Genomic DNA, 12,677 nt, shown 5'->3' with positions numbered 1-12,677 from the left:
AGCTATATTCTTTAGGTACATTTGCGCCAATGATTTCTATTGAACCACACGAATTATCTACCGCAAAATTACACGGCTATCTATTGGGCGCAGTCTCACCAAGGCCTATATGCTTTGCAAGTACCGTCGATAGCGAAGGAAATGTAAATCTTTCCCCTTTCAGTTTTTTTAATGTTTTTAGTGCAAAACCGCCAATTTTGGTTTTTTCGCCTGCAAGACGTGGGCGCGATAATACTACAAAACATACGTATGAAAATGTTTTGCAAGTACCCGAAGTGGTTATAAACATCGTCAATTTTGAAATGGTGCAACAAGTATCATTATCCTCTACCGAATATGCCAAAGGTGTAAACGAATTTACCAAAGCTGGTTTTACAGAAGTAGCTTCCGAAATGATAAAACCACCACGTGTGGCAGAAGCTCCCGTTCAATTAGAATGTAAAGTAAACGAGGTAATTTCACTCGGAAAAGAAGGTGGCGCGGGTAATTTAGTTATCTGCGAAGTGGTAAAAATTCATATAAAAGAAGATATTCTTGATGAAAATGGAGCTATCGATCCTTTCAAAATTGATACCGTTTCCAGACTAGGCGGCAATTGGTACAGCCGTGCAAAAGCTGGTCTTTTTGAAGTCCCAAAACCGTTAACAACTCTGGGGATAGGCGTAGATAAGCTTCCCGAAGAAATTCGCAATAGCAAAGTTTTAACCGGAAATGACTTAGGGATGTTGGGTAATGTAGAAAATTTCCCAAATTCAGAAGAAATTAATACCTTTATAAATGCTTCGGAAGAACTTAAAAAAATAGTTATTTCTAACAATTCAGAAGCAATTCATAAAAAAGCAAAAGAATATCTTTGCGAAGGAAAAGTTGATGAAGCGTGGAAAGTTTTGCTAAGCAAGAAGTAGGCTCGCGATTAATCGCGTGCAATTAAAAAAAGTAGAATAAAAAATTACAATAAAGAATAAACAATAAAAAGATGGAATTACAAGGAAAAATTAAAATGATAGATGAAACTAAAACCTATGGTAACAATGGTTTTAGAAAACGCGAGCTAGTAATTACTACAGAAGAGCAATATCCACAAGTTATAATGATAGAATTTGTGCAGGATAAAACCGATTTATTGAACGCTTACAAAGTGGGACAAGATGTAAAAGTTAGCATTAATGTTCGTGGTCGCGAATGGGTAAATCCACAAGGCGAAACTAAATATTTTAACAGCATCCAAGGATGGCGCGTTGAAAATTTATCTGCAGCAGCCCCAAGTGGCGATATGCCGCCAATGCCACCTGCTGATGCTTTTGAGCCTGCAAACGATTTTAACGAAGAAGAACATGACGATCTTCCCTTTTAAATAAGGGCGTAGACCATTCCCATGGTTTGAATTGCCTCGAAGAAATAACAATTTCTTCGAGGTTTTTTTATGTGAAAATTTTCACCAATTTTGAATGATGCATTATTTAACTGAACAGCTTTGGTTCCCTGATACTTCAGAAGCTACCGATGATGGTTTGCTAGCCATTGGTGGCAATCTATCGATGCAGCGATTACTTCTAGCTTACAATTCAGGAATTTTTCCGTGGTTTGAAAAAGATCAGCCCATTTTTTGGTGGAGCCCAGACCCACGAATGGTTTTATTTCCTGAAAAATTCAAGGTTTCTAAAAGTCTCCGAAAAACGATAAATAGTGAAAAATTTAAAGTCACATTCAACAAAAATTTTATAGAAGTCATTAAAAAATGCGCTACCGTTTTGCGGAAAGGACAACCCGGAACATGGATAACTCAAGATATGCAGCATGCATACACTGGTTTACACAAAGCTGGATTTGCAGTTTCTATTGAGGTTTGGGAAAACGAAAAATTAGTTGGCGGACTCTACGGAATAGACCTTCCACAGAAAAAAGTGTTTTGTGGCGAGAGTATGTTTAGCTTGGTTAGCGATGCTTCAAAAGTGGCTTTTTATCATCTTTCGGAATATGTAAAAACAAAAAATTATAAATTTATTGACTGTCAGATTTATAATGAACATTTGGAAAGTTTAGGGGCAGAGGAGATTGGAAGAGCCGAGTTTTTGGAAATTCTTAGCGTGTAGCATTTTCTTAGTTGGAATTATTTAATCAAACTTGATAGCTTTTGAAGGGATAGAAAAACAATTTTGCTTGTATTTGAAAATAAACCGACTAAAAAACTACCTTCGTATTTCTCAATTCGCTAATCGCATGAAAAACAACTACATAAAATACCTATTGGTATTATTGCTGGCATTACAGACTTCTTTTGCCATTTCACAGGAAAAACCAAACTTACCACACAACTTAACCGAAGCCGAGAAAGGTCTGGTTTCTGAATTTCAGTTTGCAAGTCAGCGGTTTTCGCCGCCCCCCTCAGGCTCGGTTCGCGCTGCAGCAGAGTGGGAAGAGGTAGAATACTTGATGGTAACCTGGAATCCTTCATATCCAAATATTCTTCGCCAAATTGTACAAGCTGGTGTGCAAGAATGTAAAGTGATGATAACCACTCAAAATGAAGCTTCCGTAGCTAATTATTTAACTACGAATGGGGTAGATCTTACAAACGTAATTTTCTTGAATGTTAATTGGGATAGTATTTGGATTCGCGATTATGCAGGAAACACTATATATTCCAACGATGTGGGTGAACTTGCATTAACAGATTGGATTTACAATCGCCCACGCCCAAATGACGACGTTATGCCAATTGCGCACGCCGCTCAAGCAGGTATTCCACTTTATACTACTAATTCTGGCACCAACGATTTGGTGAACACTGGAGGAAATTATATGAGCGACGGACTGGGTAATGCCTTTGCTTCAAACTTAATTTTGAATGAAAATGCACCCGGAAATCCTTACGGAGTAAGCGTTAAATCTGAAGCGCAAATTGACGGAATTATGCAGGAATATATGGGTATTAACCGTTTTGTGAAGATGAATACACTTCCGTACGATCAAATTCATCATATAGATATGCATATGAAATTGCTTGACGAAGAAACCATTCTTGTAAGTAAATATCCTCCCGGAGTTGCCGATGGTCCGCAGATTGAAGCTAATATTCAATATGTATTAGACAATTTTGAATCGCCTTTTGGGACACCTTACAATGTTGAATGGATTGACGCACCTCCGAGTACAGGTGGAAATTATCCTAATAATGGTGGTCCGTACAACACATATAGTAATGCGGTTTTTGTAAATAAAACAATTATGGTTCCTACCTACCGCCCAGAAGTTGATGCCCCGGCCTTAGCACAGTATCAGGAAATGATGCCAGGTTACAATATTGTGGGCATAGACGTGGATAACCCAGGTGAAAATTTAATCAATTCATTAGGCGCTATTCATTGCATAACACATACCATTGGCGTTTCAGATCCACTTTGGATTGTGCATCAACCCATAGACGATGCCAGTTCAGGCAGCACCATAACGATTGAAGCTATGGTAAAACATATTTCCGGCGTTGAACAGGCAAAAGTTTTTTGGAGAGAAGAAGGTGCTAGTACCTATAATGAAATTACAATGGCTCCCTCAAATGGCGATAACTGGGCTGCAGATTTAACCATTCCTGGCTATCCTGTAAATATTGAATATTACATTTGGGCGAAAGCAAATTCTGGAAAAGAAATGAACCGACCCATTGTAGCTCCCGAAGGATACTGGACCATTGAAGCACAATTGCTTTCTGTCGAAGAGTGGGCGCAAAACCATATTTCAGCTGCATATCCTAACCCTACTACTGGCAAAGTATCTTTTAAAATGAATGAAATTCAGGGCGCTGTAACTGTAAAAATTCACAACCTTTTGGGTCAGAAAATATACCAAGCAAATATTGATAATGGTAATGGGATTATAACTTTAGACCTAAACCAAAACTGGCAGGGAACACTATTAGTCACTTTTGAAGGTGACTTTGGACAAATTCATAAAAAGGTAATTAAACTTTAAAAATCTGTAAATTCAAAAAAGATATTTAGTTCACGGAAGTAAAAGCCGCGCGTAAATTTGTTAAATTATTCCGCCTAGACAATATATTGAAATTTTTTTAGTTTTTTTGCGCGACGAACCACGCAGAACTGCTATATTCACTTTTAAATTACGTTTTTCGTAAACCTAATATTCCCCAATGATTAGAAAGCAAAACCTACTTGCCTTACTTATATTTTTTAGTATTTCAACTTTATCTTTTTCGCAATCTAAAGCCAATGTAACGTCGGTAGATAAAAACATTGATATGGTGCGTGTTTACGAACAAGTTGTTCGAGAAGGCTACGGAACTCCTTTTATCTACGAGAAATTAGCGACTGCTTACTATTTTAAAAGTGAGTATGATAAAGCGGTTGGTTGGTTTCAGAAATTATATTCTGAACAGAAAAATACAGATCCGGCACTTGCTCATCAATACACTCAAGCTTTAAAAGCTGTTGCCTTTGCAAATTCAAATAATTCTGAAAAAGATATTTTGCTGAAGTAATTACAGCTCATTATAGCGAAAGCAATCTTCAATGTGATCGTTTACCATTCCTGTAGCTTGCATATGTGCATAAATAACTGTGCTGCCTACAAATTTAAAACCGCGTTTTTTTAGGTCTTTACTTAGTGCATCACTTTCAGTAGTTGTTGCGGGTGCATCTTTATGCGTTTTCCAGACATTTTTTATTGTTTTGTTGTTCACAAATTGCCACATATAGTTACTGAAACTACCAAATTCCTTCTGTAATTCCATAAAGAGCTTTGCGTTTGTAACTGCGGAATCTACTTTTAATTTATTTCGAATAATCCCTGCATTTTGAAGTAGCGAATCAATTTTTGTTTGATCGTATTTCGCTATTTTTTTATAGTCGAATTCATCAAAAGCTTTTCTGAAATTTTCCCTTTTCCGAAGAATAGTAATCCAACTTAATCCAGCCTGAAAGGTTTCTAAGATTAGAAATTCGAATAAAATTTTATCATCTTTCACAGGCACGCCCCATTCTTCATCGTGATATTTCACATAAAGAGGATCGGTTCCGCACCAGCCACAACGTACTTTTTCTGAATCCATACTTATTGTTTTGAAAATTGGGCGCTATAAATCGCAAGCCGATTGACTACTGAATTATTGACCCGGAAAGTTAAATGAAATTGTGCCTAATTGCTTGTCTTTTGAAGCGTCCGTATTAAAACGAGCTTGCTCCGAGTAATCTAAAGCTGCTTCAATTAAGCATTCATTAGATGTTGTGGAGGCCGTTTTATTGTATGAGTTTTTAACTACTTTTCCGAGATTATTCACCTCAATATTTATTACCACTTTTCCAGATCCGTAGCATGTGTACACGGGGTTTGGAAGATCAATATCTTTCCGGTTTATTAATTGGTAACTTATAGTTGTATTTCTGTTTCCACCTTTTACAACCGCTTCTCCTTTTTTATCACTGTCGCTGTTGGAGAACTTCTTTTTTTTCTCCTTTTCGGGTTTCGTAATAACCGAATTTCCTGTGCCGTTATCGCTGTTAGAGTTCGCTATAGCCTCGTTCATCTCCTGTAGCTTGCCTTCTGTAGTTTCTGTAATTTCTTGATTTTGGTTATCGAAGGTAGAAATAAATTTTTCCGCAGAGTTGTATGCACGATTAGTTTCAATTTTTACTTTTTCGGGCGTAAGTTCTGCAATAGCTAGATCTTCGGGAAGTAATTCATCGGGCGCCATAACCACATCGTAACTTTCTTCATTGCTTTCTTGCTGCTCGCCAGAAAGTTTCATGCTGTAAAGAAATAGCACTAAACATCCTGAAAGTAAGGATGTAATTAGAAAAGCTCTATATGAATAGTTGAAATTCATTAATGCAAGTACCGAAATTTTGCGCAAAAATCCACAAAACTCCTGAAAATTAAGGTAGTATTAATGATATTTTAACTTGGTAGTGAATTTTCAAAGGCTTCAATTCCTACTGCATTTTCCACAGAAAATTCGCCAATTCTTGTTCGGCGCAGGGCAGAAAGATGTGCGCCATTATTTAAGGCTTTCCCAAAATCGTTTGCCAATGAGCGAATGTAAGTGCCTTTGCTGCAAACTACTCTAAAATGTACGATTGGAAGATCGATTCTCGTTATTTCAAATTCTGAAATAGTAACCGTTCTAAACGGAATTTTAACTTCTTCACCGCTTCGGGCATATTCATATAAACGAATTCCGTCTTTTTTCAAAGCTGAAAAAACGGGTGGTTGTTGCTGTATTTCGCCAGTAAATTGTTTAGTAGATTCCAGTATTTGTTCTGAAGTAATTTCTGAAATATCAAAAGATTGGTCAATTTCAGTTTCCAAATCGTAGCTTGGCGTAGTAGCGCCCAAGGTAAACGTTCCGGTATATTCCTTTTCTTGCGCTTGAAAAGTGTCAATTTTCTTAGTCAATTTTCCGCTGCAGATAATTAAAAGACCTGTTGCTAAAGGATCGAGCGTACCCGCATGACCGACTTTTATTTTTTTTATGTCGAAGGCTTTTCTAATCAGCCAACGAACCTTATTAACCGCTTGGAATGATGTCCATTCTAAAGGTTTATCTATTAAAATTACTTGGCCTTCTTTGTAGTCTTCTCCGGTCATTATATATAAAAGCTAACTGTTATTGCAATAATACCAACAATTAAACAGTATATAGCGAAGTAGCGAAGTTTACTTTTTTTAACTAGAGAAATCATCCAAGTACAGGCAATTATTCCACATATAAATGCAGCTATAAAGCCTACGCTCATTACGCCGAGATGTGTATTATGGGTAGAAATATCACCGCTTAAAATATCCTTAGCAATTTTTCCGAGTATTAACGGAACAACCATTAAAAACGAAAAACGAGCAGCTTTAGATTTATCATTTCCTAAAAGCACAGAAGTGGAAATTGTTGCTCCACTTCTAGAAATACCAGGCAACATTGCGATGGCTTGAGAAACGCCTATAATAAGTGAATCTTTCATCGTTACTGGCTTTCCAGTATTTTTTGAACGATCTGCCAGCCATAGTAAAATGGCTGTTACAATAAGCATCGCGCCAACAAAAGCTATATTACCACCAAAAAACGATTCTAATTCTTTTTCAAAAAACAATCCAATAAATACTGCTGGCAGCATTGAAATTATAATTTTTACTGCAAATTGAGTTTCTTCATTCCACTTAAATTTAAGTAGCCCTCCCACAATCTCAATTATATCTTTTCTGAAAACCACAATTGTACTTAAAGCAGTTGCAAAATGCAGTATTACTGTAAAAAGTAAACTTTCTTCTGGGACAGAAGTATCTCCTAAAATTGCTTTTCCTAATTCAAGGTGACCGCTGGATGAAACGGGTAAAAATTCGGTAAATCCTTGAATAATTCCAAGGATAATGGCGTCAAGATAATCCACTAATTTTCTTTTTTACGATCTGGTTTTAATAAAATGGCGTACACTTCAATAGCAAACCCTAAAAGTACCATGGCAGGCGCTAAACGAATCCGGCGCCAGTTGTAAATTTCAGGATTAAAAACGTTTGGGTCATCGCTTCCACCACCCGTCATTAGTATAAAACCAAATGCTATAAACGCCAAGCCAATAAGCATGAATTTGTAGTTTTTTCTTTCAAAAACAAAGGCAGGTTTATAATCTTCTTTTCGTTTTTTCTCTCCCATTATTGAAGTTTTTGTTAGTTTATAATTTGTTCCAATTCCCGCTTAACGGTTAGAGGGACTAATAATACAAATCGTCTGTGCGTAAATTTAAAAATCGTTGTGTAGCTATAAAAGTGCTTATCCAAGTTATTAAAACGCCCATTAAAAATATGAATATAAAAAGCACAGCTAATAGCACTGGGTCACTCAACAATTGTAATTGCGGGAAACTTAGGTTAAGGTAGTAAAGCACTAAGCCCATCCCCAACATCGCCACGATTGCGCCAATAATGCCCAAGCGAACGCTATTCCAAACAAAGGGTTTGCGAATAAATTTTTTGGTCGCGCCCACCATTTGCATCGTTTTTATGGTAAAACGTTTTGCATAAATACTCAATCGAATGCTACTATTAATAAGCAATACAGCAATAAAAGTAAATATTCCGCTAATTACTAAAACCCAAAAACTAATGCGTTTTACATTTTCGGTAAGCTGTGCAATTAAGGGTTTGTCGTAGATTACATCGTCTACAAAACCTTTACTTTTTAGCTCGTTTGTTATTTCCTCCATTTTTTCTGGGGTAACATAATCTGCCAGAATGTAAACGTCTATGCTATTTTGCAGCGGGTTTTCACCTAAATATTCTATAAAATTTTCACCTAAAGTTTCTTGGTGTTCCTTGGCTGCTTCTTCTTTTGAAACGAAGCTAGCAGACTTTGTATATTCGGCTAAAGCGAGGCTTTGTTTTAGTTGTGTTATTTCAACTTCTTTTGCGCCGTCCTTCAAAAAGACGGTTATCGCTATTTGTTCCTTAAAATAATCGGCTACTTTTTTCGAATTTAAAACCAGTAGTCCGAGCAATCCTAGCAGAAAGAGCACTAAAGAAATACTAATAACAACTGAAAAATAGGAAGAAATTAATCTGCGTTTTTGATATTTTTCAAAAGAAGAACTCATAGGGTTAGCGGAATTTTGGCGTAAAAATACAAGTAATTTTGCATCTTGCACTAAACAACGTTTAAAGTTTTAACTTTCGTACAATAGGCGTAAATTTGCGCTTTTCAAGAAAAGTTAGCAATGAGCAAATATCACTTCAACGAAATAGAAGCAAAGTGGCAGAAACACTGGGCTAAAAACCAAACTTTTAAAGCATCCTCCCCCGATTCCTCCAACGGCGGGGAGAACCTAAAGCCAAAATATTATGTTTTGGATATGTTTCCCTATCCTTCCGGTGCAGGTTTGCACGTAGGGCATCCGCTCGGTTATATCGCCAGCGATGTGTATTCAAGGTTTAAGCGCCATCAAGGTTTCAATGTTTTGCACCCCATGGGTTATGACTCTTTCGGACTTCCGGCGGAACAATATGCAATTCAAACTGGGCAACATCCAGCCGAAACTACAAAGGTAAATATTGAAGGTGGCGTTGATAAAAACGGAAATGAAATTGACGGATACCGCAAACAATTAGATAGAATTGGGTTTTCATTCGATTGGAGTCGCGAGGTGCGCACTTCAAATCCCGAATATTACAAATGGACACAGTGGATTTTCCTCCAACTTTTTGATAGTTGGTACGATAAAGATTTAGACAAAGCACGCTCCGTTGAAGAATTGCGAGTTATTTTTTCTTCGGAAGGAAATATACACGTGAATGCCGCTTGCGATGAAGGAATAGCACATTTTACAGCTTCAGAATGGCTTGGTTTTTCAGAAATGGAAAAGCAGGAAATTCTTTTAAAATATAGATTAACCTATTTAGCCGAAACCGAGGTAAACTGGTGTCCGCAATTAGGTACCGTTTTGGCAAATGACGAAATAGTAAACGGCGTTTCCGAACGTGGCGGCTATCCCGTTATCCGCAAAAAAATGAAGCAGTGGAGTATGCGTATCACCGCTTACGCCCAACGCTTGCTTGACGGACTCGATAAAATAGACTGGCCGCAACCGTTGAAAGATTCGCAAACTAATTGGATTGGCAGAAGCAAAGGAGCGACCGTAACTTTTAAAGTTAAGAATATCCCTTCAAGCGCAGTCGAGAAGTCTTATTCTATTGACGTTTTCACAACCCGTCCCGACACAATCTACGGCGTAAGTTTTATGACTTTAGCGCCTGAACACGATTTGGTTTCAAAAATTACAACTGCTGAACAAAAAGAAGCTGTTGAAAATTATATTGAAGCAACCGCAAAACGCAGCGAACGCGAACGAATGGCAGATGTAAAAACCATTACGGGTGTTTTCACAGGAGCATATGCAGAGCATCCATTTTCGGGTGAAGCTATTCCAATTTGGATTGGCGATTACGTTTTGGCGGGTTATGGCACAGGAGCTGTAATGAGTGTTCCTTGTGGCGATCAGCGCGATTATGATTTTGCAAAACACTTCAACTTACCAATCCCGAATATTTTTAAGGATGCAGATATTTCTGAGGAAGCGTATTCCGATAAGGAAAATACAATCATCACCAACAGCGATTTCTTAAACGATTTAAATTATAAGCAAGCTACAGACAAAATTGTCGCGGCTTTAGAAGAAAAAGGCATTGGCAAAGGCAAAATAAACTACCGTTTGCGCGATGCTGTTTTTAGTCGCCAGCGGTATTGGGGCGAGCCTTTCCCAATTTATTATAAAGACGGTATGCCGCACGCAATCCCAACAGAAAGTTTGCCGTTACACCTTCCCGACGTAGAAAAATATTTACCAACCGAAGAAGGTGAACCGCCTTTGGGCCGCGCCGATAATTGGAGTTGGGACGAAAAAAACAAAAAAATTGTTTCCAATGAAAATGTCTCCGCGAGCGCAGTCGAGGGGTCTTCTAATGAAAACGGAATATATCCTTTGGAATTAAACACTATGCCGGGCTGGGCGGGAAGTAGTTGGTACTTTTTCCGATATATGGAAAGCGAAAAGCGCGACGAGGTTTTTGCCTCAAAAGAAGCGATGGACTATTGGCAAAACGTGGATTTATACATTGGCGGAAGCGAGCACGCAACGGGCCATTTATTATACAGCCGTTTTTGGGTGAAATTTATGCACGACCGGGGCTTGGTTCCAGTAGAAGAACCATTTAAAAAGCTGATTAACCAAGGGATGATTTTGGGGGAGAGTGCTTTTGTCAGAAAACTTAATTACAATGATTCTGAAGTTCCTCCAATTTTCATCTCCAATAAAAAGTTTTTAAAAGAAAGTAAAGCCAAGGAAGAAGAGAAAAGCATCGTGGACTATGAGTTTCAGTTTTCAAAATTATTTGATAAATATTTAGGTGAAAACAGAAAAATTCAAGTAACGATGGGGACTTTGGATTTACATACTGATGTGGCTTTTGTAAACACTCACAACGAATTAGATATCGAAGCCTTCAAAAACTGGCGAGAGGAATATAAAAACGCAGAATTTATTACTGAAGAAGATGGAACTTTCAAAGTTTCACGCGAAGTTGAAAAAATGTCCAAAAGCAAATACAACGTAGTAAACCCCGATGATATTTGCAGTCAATACGGCGCTGATACTTTAAGATTGTACGAAATGTTTCTCGGTCCGCTTGAGCAAGCAAAACCGTGGAGCACGTCTGGAATTTCTGGCGTGCACGGTTTCCTAAAAAAACTTTGGAAATTATACCATTCGGGTGAAAACGAAAGTTTTAATGTTTCAGGCGAAGCTGCTTCTAAAGACAGTTTAAAAACGCTTCACAAAGCCATTAAAAAAACGCAGGACGACATTGAGAATTTCAGTTTCAATACTTCGGTTTCATCATTTATGATTGCGGTGAACGAGCTTACTGCGCAAAAATGTAATTCGCGCGAAGTTTTGGAACCGTTGGCAATTCTTATTTCGCCTTATGCGCCGCACATTGCAGAAGAGCTTTGGGAAAAATTGGAGCATTCGGAAAGTATTTCCACAGCGCCTTTCCCCAAGTTTGAACAGCAATATTTGGTAGAAAGCAGTAAAGAATATCCAATATCTTTCAACGGGAAAATGCGTTTTACACTGGAACTTCCGTTAGATCTTTCAAAAGAAGAAATTGAATCTGCCGTAATGGCACACGAGAAAACTGCCCAGTATTTAGAGGGAAGAACGCCGAAAAAGGTAATAATCGTGCCCGGAAAAATTGTGAATATTGTAGGTTAATTCCCGCGCAGACGGGAATCCCAATGATTTGAAAAAACAAATTATCTTTAAATTTTTGCAAAACTTATTTCAGAATAGATATTTTTTGCACAATATTTGCTAGTTTTAAAATAGAAAATTATTAACTAAAAAAAGGAGATGCCCGCCGTCGCGAGCATAGAAAAAAATGTTTGGATACTATATAATTGCAGGAATTTTCTTTTTGGTAAGCTGGTACGTAAGCCGCAAGCTAAAAAGCAAGTTTAAAGAATATTCGCAAGTTCACCTTCAAAATGGAATGAGCGGAAAGGAAATTGCTGAAAAAATGCTCGCTGACAATGGAATTACAGATGTAAAAGTAATTTCGGTTGCTGGTCAATTAACAGATCATTACAACCCAGCAGATAAAACAGTAAACTTAAGCGAAGGTGTATATATGCAACGTAACGCGGCAGCCGCAGCAGTTGCAGCCCACGAATGCGGTCACGCAATTCAGCACGCCAAGGCTTACAGTTGGTTAACAATGCGCTCGGCTATTGTTCCTGCGGTAGGAATTGCCAGTAAATTATCAAACTTTGTGATTATGGCGGGATTGATAATGACGACGATGAATATTATGGGTGCATTGGGAAATACTATCTTTTTTATAGGAATTATACTTTTTGCTGCAACCACTGTTTTTGCATTTGTTACTTTACCCGTGGAATACGACGCTAGTAATCGCGCATTAGCTTGGTTGGAAAGCAGTAAAATGGTTACTCCACAGGAACACGATGGAGCAAAAGATGCGTTAAAATGGGCTGCTCGAACTTACGTAGTTGCAGCGCTTGGATCGTTAGCTACTTTATTATATTTCATCTCTATTTTTATGGGAAGAAGATAAAAGGATTTAAAATTTATAAAATAGAAAACCCGCGAATTCGCGGGTTTTTA

The 12,677-nt window shown here is 37.8% G+C and carries 13 protein-coding genes; 7 read left to right on the top strand and 6 right to left on the bottom strand.

What is annotated here, in order from left to right:
- Nucleotides 1-29: 29 nt before the first annotated feature.
- The 5 genes from AC3RVG_RS15055 (at nucleotide 30) to AC3RVG_RS15035 (ending at nucleotide 4,495) form a co-directional block, all read left to right on the top strand.
- Nucleotides 30-905, top strand: a complete 876-nt coding sequence (locus AC3RVG_RS15055; RefSeq protein WP_489692301.1) for a flavin reductase family protein — start codon at nucleotides 30-32, stop codon at nucleotides 903-905.
- 71 nt (nucleotides 906-976) lie between these two features.
- Nucleotides 977-1,354 carry a DUF3127 domain-containing protein gene (locus AC3RVG_RS15050; RefSeq protein WP_489692300.1) on the top strand — a complete coding sequence of 126 codons (378 nt, stop codon included), beginning with the start codon at nucleotides 977-979 and terminating at the stop codon, nucleotides 1,352-1,354.
- 97 nt (nucleotides 1,355-1,451) lie between these two features.
- Nucleotides 1,452-2,093 (top strand): leucyl/phenylalanyl-tRNA--protein transferase, encoded by a 642-nt coding sequence (gene aat / locus AC3RVG_RS15045; protein WP_489692378.1) that lies wholly within the window; start codon nucleotides 1,452-1,454, stop codon nucleotides 2,091-2,093.
- Between the two features lie 127 nt (nucleotides 2,094-2,220).
- Nucleotides 2,221-3,969 carry an agmatine deiminase family protein gene (locus AC3RVG_RS15040; protein WP_489692299.1) on the top strand — a complete coding sequence of 583 codons (1,749 nt, stop codon included), beginning with the start codon at nucleotides 2,221-2,223 and terminating at the stop codon, nucleotides 3,967-3,969.
- 178 nt (nucleotides 3,970-4,147) lie between these two features.
- Nucleotides 4,148-4,495: a hypothetical protein gene (locus AC3RVG_RS15035; RefSeq protein ID WP_489692298.1), complete on the top strand. Its 348-nt coding sequence runs from the start codon at nucleotides 4,148-4,150 to the stop codon at nucleotides 4,493-4,495.
- On the opposite strand, the gene AC3RVG_RS15030 is transcribed toward AC3RVG_RS15035, so the two are convergent.
- The 6 genes from AC3RVG_RS15030 to AC3RVG_RS15005 form a co-directional block, all read right to left on the bottom strand.
- Complete coding sequence (locus AC3RVG_RS15030; protein WP_489692297.1) at nucleotides 4,496-5,065, bottom strand: DNA-3-methyladenine glycosylase I; 570 nt, start codon at nucleotides 5,063-5,065, stop codon at nucleotides 4,496-4,498.
- A 54-nt stretch (nucleotides 5,066-5,119) separates the two neighbouring features.
- Nucleotides 5,120-5,839 carry a hypothetical protein gene (locus tag AC3RVG_RS15025; protein WP_489692296.1) on the bottom strand — a complete coding sequence of 240 codons (720 nt, stop codon included), beginning with the start codon at nucleotides 5,837-5,839 and terminating at the stop codon, nucleotides 5,120-5,122.
- Between the two features lie 71 nt (nucleotides 5,840-5,910).
- Nucleotides 5,911-6,600 (bottom strand): tRNA pseudouridine(55) synthase TruB, encoded by a 690-nt coding sequence (truB, locus tag AC3RVG_RS15020; protein WP_489692295.1) that lies wholly within the window; start codon nucleotides 6,598-6,600, stop codon nucleotides 5,911-5,913.
- A complete protein-coding gene (locus AC3RVG_RS15015; protein WP_489692294.1) occupies nucleotides 6,600-7,394 on the bottom strand; it encodes an undecaprenyl-diphosphate phosphatase in 795 nt (264 codons plus the stop codon). Before AC3RVG_RS15015 ends, truB begins: the two co-directional genes overlap by 1 nt.
- Nucleotides 7,394-7,657 (bottom strand): DUF3098 domain-containing protein, encoded by a 264-nt coding sequence (locus tag AC3RVG_RS15010; RefSeq protein ID WP_489692293.1) that lies wholly within the window; start codon nucleotides 7,655-7,657, stop codon nucleotides 7,394-7,396. The genes AC3RVG_RS15015 and AC3RVG_RS15010 overlap by 1 nt, the downstream gene beginning before the upstream one ends.
- A 58-nt stretch (nucleotides 7,658-7,715) precedes the next feature.
- On the bottom strand, nucleotides 7,716-8,594 hold the full coding sequence (locus AC3RVG_RS15005; protein WP_489692292.1) for a cell division protein FtsX: 879 nt from the start codon (nucleotides 8,592-8,594) through the stop codon (nucleotides 7,716-7,718).
- Nucleotides 8,595-8,714: 120 nt separating this feature from the next.
- Here AC3RVG_RS15005 and AC3RVG_RS15000 point away from each other — a divergent pair, with 120 nt between their 5' ends.
- Nucleotides 8,715-11,765, top strand: a complete 3,051-nt coding sequence (locus AC3RVG_RS15000) for a leucine--tRNA ligase (protein ID WP_489692291.1) — start codon at nucleotides 8,715-8,717, stop codon at nucleotides 11,763-11,765.
- A 166-nt stretch (nucleotides 11,766-11,931) separates the two neighbouring features.
- The gene (locus AC3RVG_RS14995) at nucleotides 11,932-12,627 is read left to right on the top strand and encodes a zinc metallopeptidase (protein ID WP_489692290.1); all 696 of its coding nucleotides are present in this window, start codon (nucleotides 11,932-11,934) and stop codon (nucleotides 12,625-12,627) included.
- Nucleotides 12,628-12,677 lie beyond the last annotated feature (50 nt).

The sequence above is a fragment of the Aequorivita sp. IT1282 genome, assembly GCF_058068205.1.
The sequence above is the reverse complement of the archived record's forward strand: the minus strand, read 5'-3'. Positions and strand labels throughout refer to the sequence as shown.